This window comes from Nucisporomicrobium flavum (genome assembly GCF_016464385.1).
Taxonomy (GTDB): Bacteria; Actinomycetota; Actinomycetes; order Mycobacteriales; family Micromonosporaceae; genus Actinoplanes; species Actinoplanes flavus_A.
Genome location: NZ_JADMLH010000005.1, coordinates 193,526 through 211,715 on the forward strand (window position 1 = coordinate 193,526; position 18,190 = coordinate 211,715).

At 73.5% G+C, this 18,190-nt stretch carries 20 protein-coding genes; 9 read left to right on the forward strand and 11 right to left on the reverse strand.

Annotated elements, in window-relative coordinates:
* Positions 1 to 7: 7 nt before the first annotated feature.
* Positions 8 to 1,558, reverse strand: coding sequence for a serine hydrolase domain-containing protein (locus tag IT780_RS14880; RefSeq protein WP_199512124.1), 1,551 nt, complete (start codon positions 1,556 to 1,558; stop codon positions 8 to 10).
* An 86-nt stretch (positions 1,559 to 1,644) separates the two neighbouring features.
* Between IT780_RS14880 and IT780_RS14885 the strand changes: the two genes are divergently transcribed.
* The gene (locus tag IT780_RS14885; protein ID WP_199512125.1) at positions 1,645 to 2,193 is read left to right on the forward strand and encodes a GNAT family N-acetyltransferase; all 549 of its coding nucleotides are present in this window, start codon (positions 1,645 to 1,647) and stop codon (positions 2,191 to 2,193) included.
* Between the two features lie 4 nt (positions 2,194 to 2,197).
* On the opposite strand, the gene IT780_RS14890 is transcribed toward IT780_RS14885, so the two are convergent.
* On the reverse strand, positions 2,198 to 2,815 hold the full coding sequence (locus tag IT780_RS14890; protein WP_199512126.1) for a TetR/AcrR family transcriptional regulator: 618 nt from the start codon (positions 2,813 to 2,815) through the stop codon (positions 2,198 to 2,200).
* Positions 2,816 to 2,864: 49 nt separating this feature from the next.
* Between IT780_RS14890 and IT780_RS14895 the strand changes: the two genes are divergently transcribed.
* A complete protein-coding gene (locus IT780_RS14895; protein ID WP_199512127.1) occupies positions 2,865 to 4,337 on the forward strand; it encodes an MFS transporter in 1,473 nt (490 codons plus the stop codon).
* On the opposite strand, the gene IT780_RS14900 is transcribed toward IT780_RS14895, so the two are convergent.
* Complete coding sequence (locus IT780_RS14900) at positions 4,288 to 5,001, reverse strand: TioE family transcriptional regulator (protein ID WP_307831196.1); 714 nt, start codon at positions 4,999 to 5,001, stop codon at positions 4,288 to 4,290. The two genes, IT780_RS14895 and IT780_RS14900, sit on opposite strands and share 50 nt — an antisense overlap.
* A 58-nt stretch (positions 5,002 to 5,059) precedes the next feature.
* On the opposite strand from IT780_RS14900, the gene IT780_RS14905 reads away from it, so the two are divergent.
* Positions 5,060 to 6,238 carry an erythromycin esterase family protein gene (locus tag IT780_RS14905; protein WP_233412856.1) on the forward strand — a complete coding sequence of 393 codons (1,179 nt, stop codon included), beginning with the start codon at positions 5,060 to 5,062 and terminating at the stop codon, positions 6,236 to 6,238.
* Here the strand turns inward: IT780_RS14905 and IT780_RS14910 are convergent.
* On the reverse strand, positions 6,216 to 6,836 hold the full coding sequence (locus tag IT780_RS14910; protein WP_199512129.1) for a TetR/AcrR family transcriptional regulator: 621 nt from the start codon (positions 6,834 to 6,836) through the stop codon (positions 6,216 to 6,218). The genes IT780_RS14905 and IT780_RS14910 overlap by 23 nt on opposite strands.
* Before the next feature lie 72 nt (positions 6,837 to 6,908).
* Here IT780_RS14910 and IT780_RS14915 point away from each other — a divergent pair, with 72 nt between their 5' ends.
* Together IT780_RS14915 and IT780_RS14920 are read left to right on the forward strand one after the other, a co-directional pair.
* Complete coding sequence (locus IT780_RS14915) at positions 6,909 to 7,595, forward strand: SDR family NAD(P)-dependent oxidoreductase (RefSeq protein ID WP_199512130.1); 687 nt, start codon at positions 6,909 to 6,911, stop codon at positions 7,593 to 7,595.
* 96 nt (positions 7,596 to 7,691) lie between these two features.
* A complete protein-coding gene (locus IT780_RS14920; RefSeq protein WP_199512131.1) occupies positions 7,692 to 7,847 on the forward strand; it encodes a hypothetical protein in 156 nt (51 codons plus the stop codon).
* A 6-nt stretch (positions 7,848 to 7,853) separates the two neighbouring features.
* Here the strand turns inward: IT780_RS14920 and ligD are convergent, their stop codons facing one another.
* The gene (gene ligD, locus IT780_RS14925) at positions 7,854 to 9,017 is read right to left on the reverse strand and encodes a non-homologous end-joining DNA ligase (RefSeq protein WP_199512132.1); all 1,164 of its coding nucleotides are present in this window, start codon (positions 9,015 to 9,017) and stop codon (positions 7,854 to 7,856) included.
* Between the two features lie 123 nt (positions 9,018 to 9,140).
* On the opposite strand from ligD, the gene IT780_RS14930 reads away from it, so the two are divergent.
* Complete coding sequence (locus tag IT780_RS14930) at positions 9,141 to 10,187, forward strand: glycoside hydrolase family 113 protein (RefSeq protein WP_199512133.1); 1,047 nt, start codon at positions 9,141 to 9,143, stop codon at positions 10,185 to 10,187.
* Here the strand turns inward: IT780_RS14930 and IT780_RS14935 are convergent.
* A complete protein-coding gene (locus IT780_RS14935; RefSeq protein ID WP_199512134.1) occupies positions 10,169 to 10,990 on the reverse strand; it encodes an SAM-dependent methyltransferase in 822 nt (273 codons plus the stop codon). The two genes, IT780_RS14930 and IT780_RS14935, sit on opposite strands and share 19 nt — an antisense overlap.
* 94 nt (positions 10,991 to 11,084) lie before the next feature.
* On the opposite strand from IT780_RS14935, the gene IT780_RS14940 reads away from it, so the two are divergent.
* Positions 11,085 to 13,418 carry a PAS domain S-box protein gene (locus tag IT780_RS14940; protein WP_199512135.1) on the forward strand — a complete coding sequence of 778 codons (2,334 nt, stop codon included), beginning with the start codon at positions 11,085 to 11,087 and terminating at the stop codon, positions 13,416 to 13,418.
* 78 nt (positions 13,419 to 13,496) lie between these two features.
* Positions 13,497 to 13,859, forward strand: a complete 363-nt coding sequence (locus IT780_RS14945; protein WP_199512136.1) for an STAS domain-containing protein — start codon at positions 13,497 to 13,499, stop codon at positions 13,857 to 13,859.
* A gap of 40 nt (positions 13,860 to 13,899) precedes the next feature.
* On the opposite strand, the gene IT780_RS14950 is transcribed toward IT780_RS14945, so the two are convergent.
* A complete protein-coding gene (locus tag IT780_RS14950) occupies positions 13,900 to 14,121 on the reverse strand; it encodes a hypothetical protein (RefSeq protein WP_199512379.1) in 222 nt (73 codons plus the stop codon).
* 94 nt (positions 14,122 to 14,215) lie between these two features.
* On the opposite strand from IT780_RS14950, the gene IT780_RS14955 reads away from it, so the two are divergent.
* Complete coding sequence (locus IT780_RS14955; protein WP_307831197.1) at positions 14,216 to 14,869, forward strand: response regulator; 654 nt, start codon at positions 14,216 to 14,218, stop codon at positions 14,867 to 14,869.
* Between the two features lie 31 nt (positions 14,870 to 14,900).
* Here IT780_RS14955 and IT780_RS14960 read toward each other — a convergent pair whose 3' ends face one another.
* From IT780_RS14960 to IT780_RS14975, 4 genes are all read right to left on the reverse strand, one after another.
* Positions 14,901 to 15,500, reverse strand: a complete 600-nt coding sequence (locus tag IT780_RS14960; RefSeq protein ID WP_199512138.1) for a YdeI/OmpD-associated family protein — start codon at positions 15,498 to 15,500, stop codon at positions 14,901 to 14,903.
* 78 nt (positions 15,501 to 15,578) lie between these two features.
* Positions 15,579 to 16,037: a DUF4383 domain-containing protein gene (locus IT780_RS14965; protein ID WP_199512139.1), complete on the reverse strand. Its 459-nt coding sequence runs from the start codon at positions 16,035 to 16,037 to the stop codon at positions 15,579 to 15,581.
* Between the two features lie 68 nt (positions 16,038 to 16,105).
* Positions 16,106 to 17,182, reverse strand: coding sequence for a zinc-dependent alcohol dehydrogenase (locus tag IT780_RS14970; protein ID WP_199512140.1), 1,077 nt, complete (start codon positions 17,180 to 17,182; stop codon positions 16,106 to 16,108).
* Positions 17,175 to 18,158: a Gfo/Idh/MocA family protein gene (locus IT780_RS14975; protein ID WP_199512141.1), complete on the reverse strand. Its 984-nt coding sequence runs from the start codon at positions 18,156 to 18,158 to the stop codon at positions 17,175 to 17,177. The genes IT780_RS14970 and IT780_RS14975 overlap by 8 nt, the downstream gene beginning before the upstream one ends.
* Positions 18,159 to 18,190: the final 32 nt, after the last annotated feature.

Below are 18,190 nucleotides of genomic sequence, written 5' to 3' on the forward strand. Positions count from 1 at the left end.
TCCGGCCCTACCCGAGACCCGGGTACGGCAGCGTGGACCGCTGCAGCGGCAGCGACGTGCCGGCGCTGCGCAGCGTCGTGGCACCGCGGCGGTAGAGCCGGCCGCCGTAGCGCAGCCAGGCGACCTGCCCGTCGGGCCCGCGGACGAAGTTGGCGCGGAAGAACGTGTCCGCTCCCCCGGGCTCCAGGACCCGCACGTAGTCCCGGCGGTAGAACGCCAGCCGCAGCGCTTCCTGCCCGTCGACCCGGACGCTGAGCCCGCCGCCGGCGGCGACCAGGTCGATCTCGACGGTGGCGGTCTCGCCCTCGAAGCCGATCTGGGATCCCGAGTACCGGCCCTCGTACGCGGCCAGCGCGGCGTCCGGCACCGGGCGGGTCACCGCGGGAAGGTTGCGGACCCCGGCGAAACGGCGCAGCGCCCAGTCGTCGGCGAACAGCTCGGCGGTGAGCAGCGGGCCGCCCTCGGAGTTGGTCAGCACGGTCAGGGCGAAGTCGCGCTCGGGCACCATGAGGAAGCCGGAGTGCTGGCCGGCCCAGTCGCCGCCGTGCTGCACCACCTTCGGCCCCTGCGCGGTCGGGCGCAGCATCCAGGAGACGCCGTAGCCGTCCAGCTCGACGAACAGGGTGCCGCCCGGCCCGGGATGCGACTGCATCTCGTGCATCGAGCGGCGGGTGAGCAGCCGGCGGCCATCGGGCGTACGGCCGTTGCCGAGGTGGAACCGGGCCCAGCGCAGCTGGTCGCGGGCGCTGGAGATCAGGCCCCCGGCGGGGTGGATGCTCCGCGGGATGGCGAACGCCTCCGGCACGGCGTACGGCTTGCCGTCGGCGTCCACACCGTGCGGCACGGCGACCGACGCACCCGGGATGTCGTCGAGGAAGAAGGCGCTGTGCCTGAGCCGCAACGGGTCGAGGACGAGCGTGCGCACGGCCTCCTCGTACGACGCCCCGGTGATCACCTCGATCAGCCGGCCGGCCAGCGACAGGGCCGCGTTGTTGTACGAGAACACCTTCCCCGGCGGGGTGAGCTGGGGCAGCACGGCCATCGCCTCGACGTACCGGGCGAGCGCGTCCGCGCCCGTGCCGGTGTCCAGGAAGAAGTCGCCGAGCCACCCGGCGCTGTGGTTGAGCAGCTGCCGTACGGTCACCCGCGCGGACGCCGCCGGGTCGCTCGTGCGGAAGTCCGGCAGGTAGCTGCGGACCGTACGGTCGAGGTCGAGGCGGCCGCGTTCCACCAGGCGCATCGCGGCCGTACCCGTGAACGTCTTGGTCGTGGACGCGACGCGGAAGACGGTGTCGCCATCCACCGGCACTGGATCGTCGACGTTGGTGACCCCGAAGCCGCGCACGTACTCGGTGCCGTGGTGCCACACGCCGACCGCCACGCCGGGGATCGCGTACCGGGCCATGCCGGTGCGGATCTTCGCCTCCAGCTCGCGCAGCGCCGGCGAGACGTGGTCCCGGGTGCCGGGCGCCGCGCCCGACTCCGTGCCCACCGCCACGGCGGCGACGCTTCCCGCGGCGGCGCTCAGCAACGTACGCCGCGACATCGACACTGACATCGGCCTACCCCCTGTCCCTCGGCCGCGCCGGGCCGGCGCGGGCCAAGCCCCAGTATCGACCCTCTTCGCTGTGGAAGGGTGCCCCTATGGTTCTGCCGACGCCCACCCTGCACACCGCCCGTCTGCGCCTGCGGCCCTTCGACGACTCCGACGTGGACGAGCTGTTCGCCCTGCACAGCGACGCTGATGTGCTGCGCTTCTGGGACGCGCCACCGTGGACCGAGCGCGCCCGGGCCGAGCGGTTCATCGCCGTGTGCCGGCAGATGGCGGAGGACGGCTCCGGGTCGCGGCCGGCCGTGGTCCGCGCCTCCGATGGATCATTCCTCGGCTGGTGCGGCCTGAGCCGGTGGGATCCGGATCACCGCAGCGCGTCGTTGGGCTACTGCTTCGGCAAGGCGGCGTGGGGCCACGGGTATGCGACGGAGGCCGCGGGCGCACTGCTGCGGTGGGCGTTCGACACCCTCGACCTGAACCGGGTCCAGGCCGAATGCGACACCCGCAACGGGGCGTCGGCCCGCGTGCTGGAGAAGCTCGGCTTCGTGCGCGAGGGGACGCTGCGGGAGGACTGCGTCGTGAACGGCGAGGTCTCCGACTCGTGGGTCTACGGGCTGCTCCGGCGCGAGTGGGCCGGATAACCCCCTAGCGCGGCGCGGTGGCGACCCCCGTGCGGAGCGCGTCGAAGAGTCGCTCGAGGCGCGCGCGGTGGTGGGCGGCCACGGCGTCCGGCGGCTCCCCCTCGGTGAGGCGGCGGGCGGTCTCCACGATCACGGTGCCGTACCCAGCGATGAGGAACGCGGCGAGCAGGGTGGCGTCGCCGTCGAACGCCGGGTCACGGCCGAGCTCCTCGGCGAGGGTGTTCTGCAGCTCCGCGGCGATCTCCCGCAGGCGGGCCACCAGGGCCGGCGAGGCCGCGACCGTACGGAAGAAGGGCACGGATCCGTCCTTGAGCCCGGACAGCGCGTGCCGGTCGCCGACCAGTGCCAGGGCCGCGGCGCGCAGGGAGGTCAGCACGTCGACGCCCGGAGCCCGGTCGCGCACCGCCGAGCGCAGGAGCTCGGCCGCGTCCGCCTCCCGGTCCAGGAGCAGGTCCTCCTTGCGCGGGAAGTGGTTGAAGACGGTGACGCTGGAGACCCCGGCCTCGCGGGCGACCTCGGCGACGGTGACCGTGTCGAACCCGCGCTCGAGGAACAGCCGCGTCGCGACCTCGGAGATCTTCGCGCGCGTCTGCGGGCCGCCCCGCGCTCCCGTCCTGGGCATCCGATCACACTTCCTTGTCTCACTAAACTTAGTCACTTAAGTTAGTGACATGACCACCACCGCGCTCAAGCAAACCTCACCACGGTCGCTGCGGGAGGCGTGGGTGGCCCTCGCCGGGCTGTCCGCGGTCTTCCTGGTCGAGATGCTGGACACCTCGATCCTCACCGTCGCGCTGCCCACGATCGGGCGTGAGCTGCACGCCTCCACCACGGCCCTGCAGTGGGTGACGGGCGCGTACGCCGTGGTGTTCGGCGGGTTGATGCTCGCCGCCGGCGCCATCGCCGACCGGTACGGCCCCCGGCGGATCATGCTCGCCGGACTGGGCCTGCTCGGCGCCGCGAGCCTCGCGACCGTGGTCGTGGGCACCGCGGGCCAGCTGATCGCCGTACGGGCGGCGATGGGCGTGGCGGCCGCGATGACGACGCCGGGGTCGATGGCGCTGGCCTTCCGGCTGTTCGACGACGACGGGCTGCGGGTCCGCGCGACCACCCTCATCTCGACAGTGGGCCTGGCCGGCCTCGCGGTGGGCCCCACCACCGGCGGGTTCGTGCTCGCGATCGCGCCCTGGCAGGTCCTGCTGCTGGTCAACGCGCCGATCGCCGCGCTCGCGTTCATCGGCGTACGGTCCGGCATCGCCCCGGACTCGCCGGCCGCCCTGCACCGCGACCCGGTGGACCTCGCCGGCGCGGCGCTGGGCACGGCGACGATCATGCTCGCGCTCGTCGCGCCGACGCTCTTCGTCGACGAGGGCGCCGGCTCGGTGCTGCCGTGGGCGGCGACCGCGGCGGCCGCCGCCGGGGCGATCCTCTTCGTGGTCCGCGAACGCACGGCCCGGCACCCCCTGCTGGACCTGCGGCTGATCGCCCACCCGCTGGTGTCGAGCGGCCTGGCGTTCAAGGCCGCCGCCGGGCTGGCCACCGCCGGCCTCGGCTACCTGGTGACCCTGCAGCTGCAGCTGGACTGGGGCTGGACGCCCGGGCTCGCCGCGCTCGGGATGCTCCCGCAGGTCGTCGTGCTCCTCGCCGGCGGCGCGGTCATCGGCCCGTTCGTCGGGCGCGTCGGCCTGGAGCGGGCCGGGTGGCTCAGCGCCGCGGCGGTCGTGGCCGGGCTCGGCGTCTACGGCGCGCTGGGCCGATCCGGGTACGGGTGGGTCGCGCTCGCGCTGGTCCTCGTGGCCGCCGGGATGCGGGTGGTCGGCGTCGTCGCCGGGGTCAACGTGCTGCGCGGGCTGCCGAAGAACCGGACGACGATCGGCGCGGCCCTCACCGACACGGCGACCGAGGTCACCTCCGGCGCCGGCATCGCGGTCTCCGGCACGATCCTCGCGGCCCTCTTCACCGGCGACCTCGCGACGTCGCGGTGGAGCGCCGGGCAGACCGCGCAGTTCCGCGAGGCGGTCACGATCGCGGGGCTCACCCTCACCGTCGTCGCGGCGGCACTCGTCACCTGGGGCATCGCCCGGGCGCGGCGCGTCATTCCCCGCGACACTCCAGGTACGCGTCCAGCGCCGCAGCCCCGCTGAGCATGGCACGGCTGCGGGCCGAGAGCCGGGCGTGCCAGTCGCGCAGCATCGACTCGAGCGGTGCGACCCCGCCCGCGGACCGGACCTGCGCGATGACCGGCGCGATCTGCCCCAGCAGGTAGCCACCGCGCCGCAGCTGGTGGGCCAGCTGGGCGTCGCGGACGTCCGCCTCGCCGTAGACGCGGTAACCGGTCCGCGGGTCCCGGCGCGGCCGGACCACGCCGGCGCGCTCCCACTTGCGCAGGGTGGCCGGCCGGATGCCGAGCCGCCGGGACAGCGGGCCGACGAACGTGTCACCGCGCTCGCGGCGTACCGGATCGAGGTCGGTCAGGGCGACCTCGACGGCCCGCAGCGTCCGGCGGTCCTCGAGCAGCTGGGCGTGGCACTCGCCGACGATCCGCAGGGCGTCCCCGGTCGCGCCCCGGTTGACCGCCTGCAGGATCGAGGTGGCCGCCGGGTGGCCGCACCCCGGCAGGAGCGCGAGGAACGCCCGCAGCGCGGAGGCGTGCAGCGGCGTGTAGGCGCGATACCCGTGCGGGCTCCGGCCGGCCGCCGGGAGGATGCCGGCCTGCTCGTAGTTGCGGATCGCCTGGGTGGACAGGCCGTGGCGGCGGGCCAGATCGACCGGCCTGAGCCGTTCCCCCTCTTGAAGCTTCTGTGCCACAGTCCTGCTCGAATCGCTCCAGAGTCTCAACGGATAGTTCAACGATAGCGTTGAACCTATGAACATTGTCGACGCTGCGACCGTCATGCGCGTGCTGTCCCACCGGCCCCGGCTGCTCGCGCTGGGCGAACCCACCCACGGCGAGGAGTCGCTGCTCGCCGTCCGCAACACGCTGTTCCGGCAACTGGTCGAGCAGGAGGGCTACCGGACGATCGCCATCGAGAGCGACTGCCTGATGGGGCTGATCGTGGACGGGTACGTCACCGCCGGCACCGGCACGCTCGACGAGGCCATGGAGCGCGGCTTCAGCCACGAGTGGGGCGCGTTCCCGGGCAACCGCGAGCTGGTGCGCTGGATGCGGGCGTACAACGAGGGACGGCCGGCGGCGGAACACGTACGCTTCGCCGGGTTCGACGGCCCGCTGGAGATCACCGGCGCGCAGAGCCCGCGGGAGGCGCTCACCGGGCTGCACGCGTACCTCGCCGCGCGGGTCGGCAAAGAGTTGTTGCCTTGCACCGAGGAGGAGCTCGACCGGCTGCTGGGCACCGACGGGCGATGGCCCGACCAGGCCGCGATGATGAACCCGTCCGCCTCGGTGGGCCGGTCCCCCGAGGCCGACCGGCTGCGGCTGCTCGCCGACGACCTCATGGCCCTGCTCGAGGCGCAGACACCCCACCTGATCGCCACGTCCACCGAGGAGGAATGGCACCGGGCGCGCCTGTACGGGCGTACCGCCGTCGGCCTGCTTCGCTACCACTACTGGATGGCCGACGCGTCACCCGGCCGGATGCCGCGGCTGCTGGGCGTACGGGACTCCATCATGGCCGCCAACCTGCTGGCCCTCGCGGAACGCGGCCCGGCGCTGGTGGCGTCCCACAACGCGCACCTGCAACGCAGCGAGAGCAGCATGAGCCTGGGCGGCGAGCCGTTCAGCTGGTGGAGCGCCGGCGCGATCGTCAGCGCCCACCTGGGCGACGCCTACGCCTTCCTCGCCTCGGCCGTCGGCACGATCGAGCACCGCGGGGTCGGCACGCCACCCCCGGACACCATCGAGGGCATCCTGTACGCCCGCCCGCCGGAGACCTGCCTCCTCGGCACCGCTGAGCTGACCGGCCTCCTCGCCGAAGCGGCACCGGCCGCCCGCGTCTCACCCTGGTTCGGCTACGCCCCGCTCGATCCGGCCCACGTGGCGCAGACGGACGGACTCGTGTTCGTCAAGGACGCCCGGGCGGCGTGAGCGCGACGACCCGCAGGGCGATGTCGACGGAGGCCTGGAGCTCCTCCCGGCTCGCCCCCGCCGCGGCGTGCACGGCATGACCCTCGCTCAGCGCCATGACGAAGCGTGCCAGCGCCTGCGGGTCCACGCCGGCCGGGAGGTCGCCTTCGCGCGCGGCGCGGGTGAGCCGCTCGCGCAGGGCCGCCTCGGTGGCAGCCCGGCCGGCGGCCAGCACCTGAGAGATGCGGGCGTTCTCCGGTGAGCACGCCAGGCCGCCCTGGATGGACAGGCAGCCCGCGGGGTGGTCGCCGGCGGTGAGACCGTCGGCGCTGGAGCGCAGGAACGCCTCGACGGAGGCGTACGCAGTCGGCTGGTCCAGCGCGGCGCGGGCGACGGCCGCCTGCCGCTCGTGGTAGCGGGCGAAGGCGCGCTGGAACAGCTCCTCCTTGCTCCCGAACGTGGCGTACAGGCTGGGCCGGTTGATGCCCATCGCGCCGGTGAGCGCGCTCAGCGAGGCGCCCTCGTAGCCGTGGCGCCAGAAGACCTCGGCGGCGCGGGCGAGGACGGTCTCCTCGTCGAAGGCCCGCGGCCGCCCGATGGCGGGGGTGCCGGTGCTCATGCACCCATCCTACCGCTCGGTACAAAAGCTGCTATGGTGGCTCGGCAACCGATCGGTACAAAAGGAGGATCCATGATCGTCACCCTGATCACCGGCGCCAACAAGGGCATCGGCTTCGAGACCGCCCGGCAGCTCCTCGAGCTCGGCCACACCGTGTACATCGGCGCCCGCGACGCGGAGCGCGGCGAGAAGGCCGCCGCCGAGCTGGGCGCCCGCTTCGTGCCGCTCGACGTGACCGACGACGCCTCGGTGACGGCCGCGCTGGCCGCCGTCGACGCGGCCGAGGGCCGGCTTGACGTCCTGGTGAACAACGCCGGCATCCTCGGCGCCGAGGCCGTCGACGGCCCGACCGCCCTGCGCGTGTTCGACACCAACGCCGTGGGGATCGTCCGGGTCACCGAGGCGGCGCTCCCGCTGCTGCGCAGGTCGGCGAACCCCACGGTGGTGAACGTGTCGAGCAGCCTCGGATCCTTCTGGGCGGTGACCAACCCCGACCGGCCGGAGTTCGGCCTGCCGTTGCCGCTCTACGCCGCGTCCAAGGCGGCGGCCACGATGCTGACGGTGCAGTACGCCAAGGCCCACCCCGGCATCAAGGTCAACGCGCTGGAGCCGGGCACCACGGCCACCGACATGACGGCCGCGTTCGGCGTGGGAAGGCCGGCGGCGGAGAGCGCGCGGAACGTCGTACGGCTGGCGACGCTGGGCCCGGACGGCCCGACCGGGACCCTCACGGATGAGTTCGGGACCCTGCGGTGGTAGGCACTTCTCACCCCGCGGGCGAAGACGGCACGCACCTGCTGAAGCGCGGCGAGGTCGGCCACCGGTCGCCTTCGGTGACGGGCGGACCGGCCGCGGATGCGCAGTGGCTCGGGACTCGCCGCGCAGCAGGTGGCCCGCCGCACCGAGGTGGCCGTCCAGGACGAGTGGACCCGTCACCTCGGCCGGCGCGGCACCGAACGCCTGCACCAGCTCCTCACCCAGTTGCGCGAGATCACCGACCCGTACCGGTGAGCCGGGTCAGGCCGCCGGGCCCGCCTCCAGGCTGCGCAGGTCGATGCCCTGCGCCCCGAGGACCTTCTCGACCCCGGCCAGGTCCAGCCCCTCCACGACGTTGTCGCCGTGCACGATGCGAAACGACTCGACGCCGTGCCGGCTGACCACCTCCACCCGCCAGCCACCGTCCGGCGTGACCATCAGCCCCTTCACCAGGGTCTGCGCCGCGGCGAGGTCCCGTACGGCCTGGGCCGGCGTCTTGTCCGGCCGCAGCCCGCGCCACGACGGGTGCCGCAGCCGGCCGTCCGGCGTCCAGTTCCGGTACGCCACCTCCCCTACGAACAGCGGCTCGACCCAGTGGGCACCGCGGGCGAATTCGCGCGGGATCCCGGGCACGGGGGCGGTGCCGCGGGCGTACGGTCGCAGCACGTCCTGCAGGTGGCCGAGCATCTGATGGGTGAACCCGGTGCCCACCCCGCCGGCGAACGACAGCCGCCCGTCCGGGCCCGCCACCGCGGTCAGCAGCGAGCCGATCGTGCCGGCGCGGCGGCCCTGGCCGGGCTTCCAGCCGACGATCACGACCTCCTGGGTGAGCGAGATCGGCACCTTGATCCAGCTCGGCGAGCGCCGTCCCGGCTGGTACGCCGACCCGAGCCGCTTGACCACGATGCCCTCGAGCCCCTGTGCCTGCGCGGCCGTCAGGATCGCCTGCGGGTCGGCGTCGACGAAGTGCGGCGGCACCCGGACCTCGTCGGAGCTCAGCGCCAGACCGGTGAGCAGGTCGCGGCGGTCGGCGTACGGGAGCGGCATGGTCGACACCCCGCCGAGGTGGAGCACATCGAACACGTAGTAGACGACGGGCACCGCCGCCACCAGCGCGGGCGACGGATCCGCCACGTGCATGCGCTGCTGCAGCCGGGCGAAGGAGGGCCGGCCGGCCTCGTCCAGCGCCACGATCTCGCCGTCGAGCACCACCGGCCGGTCGCCGACGACGTCCGGCAACCCGGCCAGCTCCGGGTACGCGGCGGTGACGTCGTTGCCGTTGCGGGTCTGCAGGCGTACGCCGCCACCCTCGGCGAACGAGACGCAGCGGATGCCGTCCCACTTGAACTCGATCGCCTGCCCGGGCTCCGCGGACGGTTCGCCCAGCGTGGCGAGCATCGGCGCGATCGACTCGGGCAGGTCCATGATCTCCAGTGACGTCCCCGCGGCCGCGACCGTCAAGCCGGGCGGCGGGATTCCCCCGAACTACAGCCGTGGGGTTCTGGAGGCAATGGGAGAAAACCGTCCACACGGCTATCGTGACCGGGGATGCGGTGGTCCGGCGTGGTCTACGACGTAGGCCGGGCCATGGGGCCACGGTCGGCCGACTGGCGGCCCGACTACACGCCCCGGCTGGTCCGGCGCGAGTTGGAGATCATCCGCGGTGACCTGCACGCCACCGCCGTACGCTTGTGCGCCCGCGACCCGCAGCGGCTGGCCTTCGCCGGCGCGTACGCCCTCGACCTCGGCCTTGACGTGTGGGTCTGCCCGGAGCTGTGGAACGCGACGCCGGCGCGCACCCTGGCCTACCTGGACGCGGCCGCGCCGGTGGTCGAGCAGCTGCGCCGGCGGGCTCCCGGCCGGGTGACGCTCTCGGTCGGCAACGAGCTGACGTTCTTCATGCGGGGCATCGTGCCCGGCCGCACCCACCGCCGCCGGGCCCACGGCCGGCAGCTGAGGCCGATCCTGCGGGAACGGCGCCACACGCCGCCCCTGCGTGCGTTCCTGGCCGAGGCCGTGGCGGTCGTGCGCCGGTCGTACGACGGCCCGCTCACCTACTGCGCGTTGCCGTTCGAGGACCCCGACTGGACGCCGTTCGACGTCGTCGGCGTCAACCTCTACCGCAACCCGGCCACCGAGCGGGGCTACGGCACGGTGCTCGACCGGCTGGCCGCCACCGGCAAGCCGGTCGCGGTGACCGAGCTCGGGTACGCCGCCTGCAGGGACGCCGACAACCCCGAGCTCCTCGGCACCTTCAACGCGACGCCGTGGAGTCTCGCCCTGTCCCGGCTGTTCGGTGAAGCAAGGCCACGCGTACGCACGATCCACCCGCGCGACGAAGCGGCGCAGGCTCGCATGCTCATCGATCAGATGGACGACCTCGACCGGCGCGGGGTGGCCGGCGCGTTCGTGATGAGCTTCAGCTTCCCGCCGGCGCCCTACGACGACGACCCGCGGTACGACCTCGATGCCACGGCACTGTCCCTCGTGCGGACGTTGCGGCCCGGACGGCACGGTGTCACGTACCCGGACGTGCCGTGGGAGCCCAAGCAGGCGTTCCACGCGCTGGCCGGCTTCTACCGCGGGCCGGTCTGAGGCTTCATGCCGACGCCGACGTAGGTGAGGGTCGCGGCCGGATCGCCGGGCACGTCGTCGCCCGGATCGGGGTGCCACTCGGTGCTGTGCACCACGCCGGGCTCGACGAGGTCCCAGCCGTCGAACAGCGCCTCGACGCGCCCTCGGTCGCGCGTGACGAGCGGCGTACCCGTGCGGTTGTAGAGGTCCACGAAGCGTTCCATCTCCTCGGCGCGCGCGGTGCCGGTGGCGTGGGAGACGGCCAGGCAGCTGCCGGGAGAGACCGCGTCGCGGTAGTGGCGCAGCGCGGCGGTCAGCTCGGCGCTGTCGGGCGCGAAGTGCAGCACGGCGATCATCAGGACGCAGACCGGTTCGCCGAAGTCGAACAGACCGCGCAGGTGCGGGTCGGTCAGCACCGCTTCCGGGCGCTGCAGATCGCCCTGGATGACGACGGTACGCCGATCCGCGCCGAGGATCTCCCGGGCGTGCAGGACCGCGGTGGGGTCGAGGTCGACGTACGCGACGCGGGCCTCGGGCTGGACCTCGCGGGCGACCTCGTGCACGGTGCCGTTCGCCGGGATCCCGGAGCCGAGGTCGAGGAACTGGCGGATGCCGCGGCCGGCGGCGAAGCGGACGGCGCGGCGCAGGAAGGCCCGGTTGGCCTGCACGATGCCGGGCAGCTCGGGGACGAGCTCGCGGGCCCGGTCGGCGACCGCCCGGTCCGCCGCGAAGTTGTGGTTCCCGCCGAGGAACGCGTCGTAGATGCGCGCGGCGCTGGGCCGGTTGGGATCGATCCCGGTCGGCAGATGGTTCTCCCCTGCCATGCCACCCCCGTTTTCGGCGAACAGCAACCACTGACGGTCCAGATCACTCTACGTTGAGTAAGGCAGTGCGGGGGCCGAGCCCCGGAAGCGAGGAATGGTGCCGACGACCGACGCCTTGACCGGAGTCCTGGTGGACGAGGCACCCGACGCGGTGATCGTCAGCCGGGCGGACGGCGCCATCGTCATCGCCAACCGCCGCGCGCACGAGATGTTCGGGTACGAGCCGGGCCGGCTGCTGGAGCTCTCCGTCGACGATCTCGTCCCGCACGAGGTCCGCGCCCGCCACCCCGGGCACCGGGCCGGGTACCTGGCCGGCCAGCATCCGCCGCTGCGCCGGCTGCCCCTCAGTGGCCTGCGCAGCGACGGTCAGGTCTTCCCGGTGGAGATCTCGCTCGCGGCCGTCACCGTGCCCGGCGGCGACCTGCTGGTGGCCTCGGTGCTGCGCGACGACACCCGGCACCGGGAGGCCGAGGAGGCCCGGTCCCTGCTGGCCTCCGTCGTCCAGTCCTCGCACGACGCCATCGTCACCACCGACCTCGACGGCGTGGTGCTCACCTGGAACCCCGGCGCGGAGCTGCTGTACGGCTACCCGGCCGCCAAGATGGTGGGCCGGCCGATCGACCGGATCGTCCCGCCCGAGCGGCGCGTGGACGAGGAGGAGATCCGGACCCTGGTACGCATCGGCGGCCGCATGGACCGGTACCGCACCGCCCGGGTGCACGCCGACGGCTCCGTCCTGCCGGTGTCTGTGCAGGTCAGCCCGCTGCGCGACCCCGTCGGGACGATCGTGGGGATGGCCACCACGGCCCGCGACACCAGCGAGCGGGAACGCGCCGAGGCGCAGGTGCAGGCCGTCCTCGACGCCGCGCCGGACGCCCTGCTCGGCGTCGACGAGCTCGGCGCCATCGTGCTCGTCAACGCCGAAGCGGAACGGCTGTTCGGGCTGCCGCGCTACGACCTCGTCCAGACGGGGGTAAGCCGGCTGCTGCCCGACGGGTTGCCGCCCGCGGTCGCGATGCTGCGTACCCGCGGCGACTCGACCCCGCTGGACACCGAACGTATCGACGGAGGCGACGACCCCGCGACCGCGGCGCCGCGCTGGGCCACCCGGACGGCCCGGCGCCGCGACGGCAGCGAGCTCCCCGTGGAGATATCGTGCAGCGCCCTCGACGCCGACGGCCGGATCATCGTCGTGGCCGCCATCCGGGACATCACCGACCGGCTCACCGCGGAGGCCGAGCAGCAGGCGCTGCGCGACGAGGCCGAGCAGCAGCGCATCGAGGCCCGCCTGCAGCGCACCCAGCGGCTGGAGAGCCTGGGCCAGCTCGCCGGCGGGGTGGCGCACGACTTCAACAACCTGCTCGCCGTGATCCTCAACTACGCGTCGTTCATCACCGAGGACGCCCCCGGCACCGCGTTCGCGCGCGACGCCGAGCAGATCGCCCGGGCGGCGCGCCGGGGCAGCGACCTCACCCACCAACTGCTGGCGTTCGCCCGCCGGGAGGTGATCCGCCCGCGGGCGCTGGACGTCAACACGATCGTCGCCGAGGTGGAGCAGATGCTGCGGCGCTCGATCGGCGAGCACATCACGCTGACCACCCGTACCGCGCCGGTGCCGCCGGTGATGGCCGATCCGGGCCAGCTCGAACAGGTGCTCATCAACCTCGCCGTCAACGCCCGCGACGCCATGCCCTCCGGCGGCGCGGTCACCATCGACACCGCCGAGGTGCGGGTCGACGCCGACCATCCGGCCGCGCGGGCCGGGCTGGAGCCGGGACCGTACGTGCGCATCCGGGTCTCCGACACGGGTACCGGCATGCCGCGCGACGTCATCGACAAGGCGTTCGACCCGTTCTTCACCACCAAGCCGAGCGGGCAGGGCACCGGCCTGGGCCTGGCCACCGTGTACGGCATCGTCACGCAGGCCGGCGGCACGGTCCAGATCTACTCCGAGCCCGGGTACGGCACGACGATCACGATCCTGCTGCCGGTCACCGACGCCGTCGCCGAGGACACCCGGCCCTCCACGCCGTCCGGCGACCACAGCGGGCGGGGCGCCACGGTGCTGGTCGTCGAGGACGAGACGGCGCTGCGTGAGGTGACCGAGCGCATCCTGCGCCGCGGCGGCTACACCGTGCTGACCGCGACCGACGGACTGGACGCGCTGCGGATCAGCCGTACCCATGAGGGCACCATCGACGTGCTGCTCACCGACGTGATCATGCCGGGGATGCTGGGCAAGGACCTCGCCGAGGCGATCACCGAGACGCGCCCGGGCATCCGGGTGCTGTTCATGTCCGGGTACGCCCAGCCGGTGCTGACCACGCACGGCACCCTGGCCGCGGACGTCCACCTGCTCGAGAAGCCGTTCACCGGTGCGGAGCTCCTGCAGGCGCTGCACGCGACGCGGCACGCCGGACGTGATTGACGACTCCCCCGGGTTTCGATCGCCCGTTTCCGGGGTAGCGCGCTCCACGCGACCAACCCTGGGGAGGACTGATCGGCCATGCCTTTCGACTGCACGATCGAACGGGAAGGCGAGACCATGGTCGTCGTACCCGAGGGCGACGTGGACGTGGTGAACGCCGCGGTGCTGCGTCAGGTGCTCCAGCAGGTCGTCGAGCGCCGCGACTGCACGCGGCTCGACATCGACATGAGCGCGGTGACGTTCCTGGACTCCTCCGGCCTCGGCATGCTGGTGGCCGCCCAGCGCGCCGCCGCCGCGCAGGGCATCACGCTGCAGCTGCGCGAGCCGGGCCCGATGGTGCGCATGGTCCTCGAGGTCACGAACCTCGACCGCGTGCTCGCCCCCGGCCTCGACCCGGATCTCGTCCCGGATGAGACCAGGGAGGCCGCCTCGGAGTCGTGAGCCGCCGGACGCCGCCCGAGCGGCGCCCGGCGGTCCGCCGTCAGCGCTCCGGACGGTATTCCGGCGTGTCCCCGGAGACCGCTCCGGGGTCGTAGCCCGCGTGCGGGTTCGCGCCGGACGTCTCGTCGTCCCCCGCCTCGAACGCGGGCGAGGTGTCGTCGCCGGTCGACGTGACGGAGTTCCCGGGCGCGCGCAACGACGCCTCGTACGCGGTGGAGCCGTCCGGCTCGTCGGTCCGGTCGGTTCGGATGTCATCGGTCATGGCCGGGAGCGTTCCCCCGGTGGCTGGGGGTAAACGGGATCCGCCCCCGGCACCTCAGACGCATGAGCGCGCGGTCCCGGGGCATGCGAGGCGGGTGTCCACGTCTGTCCGGATCGTGATCGTCGACGACCATCCGCTCGTCGTCAGCCGCCTCGAGCTGCTGCTCCCCGAGATGACCGACGGGCGCGCCACAGTGGTGGCGAGCACCGGGGACGCCTCCGCCGCCGAGAGCCTGGTCCGGCACTGGGTACCGGATCTCGTGCTCATCGATCTGCGCATGCCGCCACCGGGTGGGATCCGGGCGATCGCCGGCGTGCGCCTGGCGGCGCCCCGGGCCCGGATCGTGGCGATGTCCGGCGACGACGATCCGGCGCTCGCGGTGGAGGCGCTGCAGGCGGGCGCGGAGGCCTTCCTGCCCAGGACCGGCGAGCCGGAACGCCTGCTGCAGCCGCTGCTGTCCATCCTGGACGGCTGGGCCGTGATGCCCGCGGAGCTCCTGAGCGCCGTGCTGGGCTCGGCCCGCCGCGCCCGGCCGGCCCCGGTCGAGCTCGACGAGCGGGAACGGACGCTGCTGCAGCTGATCGCCGCGGGCGCCACCACCGCCGAGATCGCCGGACGGCTGCACGTCTCGGAACGGACGGTGAAACGGCTGACCGCCACGCTGCTGCGCAAGCTGCGGGTGTCCAGCCGCACGGAGGCCGCCGCCCTCGCCGGGCGCGCCGGAATCCTGGGAGGAACGGGCGTGTAGGCGAAGTCCCCGATCCGTTCCTCACGCAAGATCAAGCCGGGGGCCTGGCCTTCTGCGGGTGGATCGTCTCGTGGCGGGCCAGCATGGCGACGAATTCGGCGATCTTGCGCTCGCGGGTCTGCGCCCGTTTGACGGCGTTGACCCGGTAGACGAGCGCGAACAGGTTGCTCTTCGTGAGCACGTCGAACATGGCCTGCGCGGCCGGGACGGCGGCGATGGCCTCGAGCAGGTCGGCCGGCGCCTCGACCTCCGACTGCGGGGCGTACGCCGTCGCCCAGCGCCCGTCCGCCTTCGCGGCGTCGACCGCGGCGCGGCCCGCGGGCTGCATCCGCCCCTCGGCCTCCAGCCGTTCCACGTGCGAGATGTTGCGTTGCGACCAGGCGCTGCGGGCCCGGCGCGGGGTGAACCGGATCCAGGAGGCCTCGTGGTCGCCCCTGCGGGCCTGCCCGTCGATCCAGCCGAAGCACAGGGCCTCGTCCACCGCCTGCTGCCAGGTCAGCGTGGTGACCGTGCCGCCCTTCCTGGTCAGGGCCAGCCAGACGCCGGGCGAGGTGGCGTGGTGGACGGACAACCACGCGCGCAGCGCCTCGGCGTCCGCGACGATCAGCTCATCCAGCTCCGTGCTCGCCATGACGGCAGGCTAGCCGACGCCGCACGGCAAGAGCCGTACCTTAACCGGTACGGCCCTTTGCGGCGGGCGGGGTACCGCCTAGCGGTGAGAGGTGGTGCGGGTGGTGAGGAAGCCGAGGGCGATCATGCCGAGGCCGAGCAGCAGGTGCAGCCAGTCGTCGGCGGGGTTCACCGGGATGAAGTTGGCGCCGCTGTTCTGGCCGACCACCAGGCCGTACAGCCAGAGGACGAGGTAGATGGCGCCGCCGCCGATGAGGTAGTTGCGGGCGCCCGGGACCGTGCGGGCCAGGGCGAACCCGACCGCGCCGAACAGCAGGTGGACGAGGTTGTGCAGGATGGACACCTGGAAGACGCCGAGCAGCTTGGCGTCGCTGTGGTGCCCCGCGAAGGTCATGTCGCCGTAGTGGGTCGTGATGCCGGGAATGAATCCCAGGATCCCGACGAGCACGAAGACGGCGGCGACGGCGAGGGCGGCCGTTTGCACAAGGGTGCGTGCGCGGGGCGATGCGACGCCGCCGGCGTGGGATCTGCTGACCATGGTTCCTTCTTTCGTGGGGAGGACAGGCCGGGGATGCCCACCCGTAACGGCCGCAAACGTCGGGTTTCTCAGCAGGCGATGACGGCCTGCAGTTCCTGCCGGCGGCGCTGCGCGAGGTCGTTCAGCAGGGCCGGGGCCTCGTCGAACGGCACCACCGCGGAGATCAGGTGCCGGCGGATGGCTTCGCCGCACGAGCGCAGCAGGGCGACGGTCTCGGCGGAGAGCCGCTCCCGGTCCCAGGTCGGCGCGAGCCCGCGGGGCACCCGGCCGATCTGGGCGCACCGCAGCCCCAGTCCGTTGTGGTGGAACTCCTCGCCCAGCCGTACGGCGTCCGCCCCGCCCTGGTAGAACGCCAGGTCGACGACCGTGCCCTGCGGGCGCAGCAGGCGCAGCGCCAGGTGCAGCGCCGAGGCCTGTCCCCGGCACTGGAAGACCACGTCGGCGCCGCGATCGTCGGCGGTGTGCCGCCACGCCGTCTTCAGCACCACGGCGGGGTCGTCGGCCTCGGGGTCGAGCGTCTGCAGGCCGAGCGCGGCGGCGACCTCGCGGCGCTGCGGGGTCGGATCCAGCACGACGACTGACGCCGCGCCGTGCTCACGGGCGAACAACGCGGTCAGCAGCCCGACCACCCCGGCGCCGGTCACCGCGACGCGGCGCCCGGCCACGCCGTCGGCGAGCGACCGTACGTCGGTGCCGCGCAGGTCCGCCGCGGCGTGCAGCAACCCGTTGGCGCAGATCGGTCCCATGTGGGCGGCGTAGATGCCCAGGATCGGGTCGAGGTCGCCGGGCAGCGCGACGACGCGGTCGCGCAGCGGGTCACCGGTCCAGCCGGTGCGGTGGCCGTACGTCATGGCCACGACCGTGCCCTCGGCGACCGCGGGCGTACGGCTCTCCTCGACCCGGCCGACCTCCATGTAGCCCAGCCGGGTGACCGGCCACGGCTCGGCGGGCGCCGCCCCGAAGAGGCCCAGCGCCGGGTCGTACGTGGCGTGCAGGGCGGGGTTGGTGCCCTTGACGTAGCTCAGTTCCGTGCCGGCGGAAATGCCGCTGAAGAGCGTACGGACGCGAAACGGGCCGGGCTGCACCTCCTCCTCGCGGATCTCCAGCCGGCCCGGGGCGGTCACCACGATGTTCCGGTCACGCACGGGACGCCTCCGGGGAGGCCGGCGCGACGGCCCGGCCGGTGACCGCGGCTTCCGCGACGGCCAAGGCCAGGGCGTGGGTACGCAGCGCTTCGGCGTACGGGACGCGGATGTCGTCGCCCTCGCCCCGGACGGCCTGGATGAACGCGCGGTCGACGGCCTCCCGGGCGGAATCGGGGTCGCTGCCGACGGTGTGGGTGCCGTCGGCGTCGCGGACGACCAGCCCGGTCTCGCTGACGTCCAGCGCCAGCCCGTCGGCGTAGATCTCCAGGCCGGCGCGCTGCTTCCAGCCGAGCACGCAGGTGGCGGCGAGGGTGCCCACCGCGCCGGAGGCGAAGCGCAGGGTGGCGACCGTCGCGCCGTCCACGTCGGCGCCGTCGACCGGCGGCGGGGTGCCGTTGCCGGCCGCGGTCACCTCGGTCACCTCCCCGGCCAGGCAACGGGCGAGGTCGAGGACGTGCGCCGCCTGCTCGACCACCGGGCCGCCCGAGCGGTCGCGGCGCGGCCACCACGCGACCGGTGGCACTTTGTCCAGCCATGCCCCGGTGACGAGCCGTACGGGCCGGTCGGAAAGCAATTTCCGGGCTTCTTCCACAATGGCGAGATATCGCCAGTGGTGACCCACCGCAGTCAAGACATTTCGGCGTGCAATGAGGCTGGCAATTTCTTGCGCAACGTCCCAGTTGATCGCTATGGGCTTTTCCACGAAAAGCGGAATTCCAGCCTCCAGTACGAGGCGTTCCGCGGCGCCGTGGGCGAACGGGGGCACGCACACGTACGCCGCGTCCAGCCCCTCACCGAGCAGCGCCGCCGCGTCCGGCAGGGCCCGGGTGCCGTACTGCTCGGCCAGCGCGGCCGCCGCCTCGGGCACCACGTCCGTCACGCCCACGACCTGCACGTCCGGCAGCCCGGAGAGCACCCGCGCGTGCCGCTGCGCCACTCCCCCGGCTCCGATGAGACCCACCCGTGTCGCCGCCATCCGGCCCTCCCGCCCGTCGACTGTCTTCAGAC

Excerpts from the sequence above, each read along its gene's own strand:
- IT780_RS14880 (WP_199512124.1), bottom strand. The coding sequence starts at position 1,558 with ATGTCAGTGTCGATGTCGCGGCGTACGTTGCTGAGCGCCGCCGCGGGA.
- IT780_RS14885 (WP_199512125.1), top strand. The coding sequence starts at position 1,645 with ATGGTTCTGCCGACGCCCACCCTGCACACCGCCCGTCTGCGCCTGCGG.
- IT780_RS14890 (WP_199512126.1), bottom strand. The coding sequence starts at position 2,815 with ATGCCCAGGACGGGAGCGCGGGGCGGCCCGCAGACGCGCGCGAAGATC.
- IT780_RS14895 (WP_199512127.1), top strand. The coding sequence starts at position 2,865 with ATGACCACCACCGCGCTCAAGCAAACCTCACCACGGTCGCTGCGGGAG.
- IT780_RS14905 (WP_233412856.1), top strand. The coding sequence starts at position 5,060 with ATGAACATTGTCGACGCTGCGACCGTCATGCGCGTGCTGTCCCACCGG.
- IT780_RS14910 (WP_199512129.1), bottom strand. The coding sequence starts at position 6,836 with ATGAGCACCGGCACCCCCGCCATCGGGCGGCCGCGGGCCTTCGACGAG.
- IT780_RS14915 (WP_199512130.1), top strand. The coding sequence starts at position 6,909 with ATGATCGTCACCCTGATCACCGGCGCCAACAAGGGCATCGGCTTCGAG.
- IT780_RS14920 (WP_199512131.1), top strand. The coding sequence starts at position 7,692 with ATGCGCAGTGGCTCGGGACTCGCCGCGCAGCAGGTGGCCCGCCGCACC.
- ligD (WP_199512132.1), bottom strand. The coding sequence starts at position 9,017 with ATGGACCTGCCCGAGTCGATCGCGCCGATGCTCGCCACGCTGGGCGAA.
- IT780_RS14930 (WP_199512133.1), top strand. The coding sequence starts at position 9,141 with ATGCGGTGGTCCGGCGTGGTCTACGACGTAGGCCGGGCCATGGGGCCA.
- IT780_RS14935 (WP_199512134.1), bottom strand. The coding sequence starts at position 10,990 with ATGGCAGGGGAGAACCATCTGCCGACCGGGATCGATCCCAACCGGCCC.
- IT780_RS14940 (WP_199512135.1), top strand. The coding sequence starts at position 11,085 with ATGGTGCCGACGACCGACGCCTTGACCGGAGTCCTGGTGGACGAGGCA.
- IT780_RS14945 (WP_199512136.1), top strand. The coding sequence starts at position 13,497 with ATGCCTTTCGACTGCACGATCGAACGGGAAGGCGAGACCATGGTCGTC.
- IT780_RS14950 (WP_199512379.1), bottom strand. The coding sequence starts at position 14,121 with ATGACCGATGACATCCGAACCGACCGGACCGACGAGCCGGACGGCTCC.
- IT780_RS14960 (WP_199512138.1), bottom strand. The coding sequence starts at position 15,500 with ATGGCGAGCACGGAGCTGGATGAGCTGATCGTCGCGGACGCCGAGGCG.
- IT780_RS14965 (WP_199512139.1), bottom strand. The coding sequence starts at position 16,037 with ATGGTCAGCAGATCCCACGCCGGCGGCGTCGCATCGCCCCGCGCACGC.
- IT780_RS14975 (WP_199512141.1), bottom strand. The coding sequence starts at position 18,158 with ATGGCGGCGACACGGGTGGGTCTCATCGGAGCCGGGGGAGTGGCGCAG.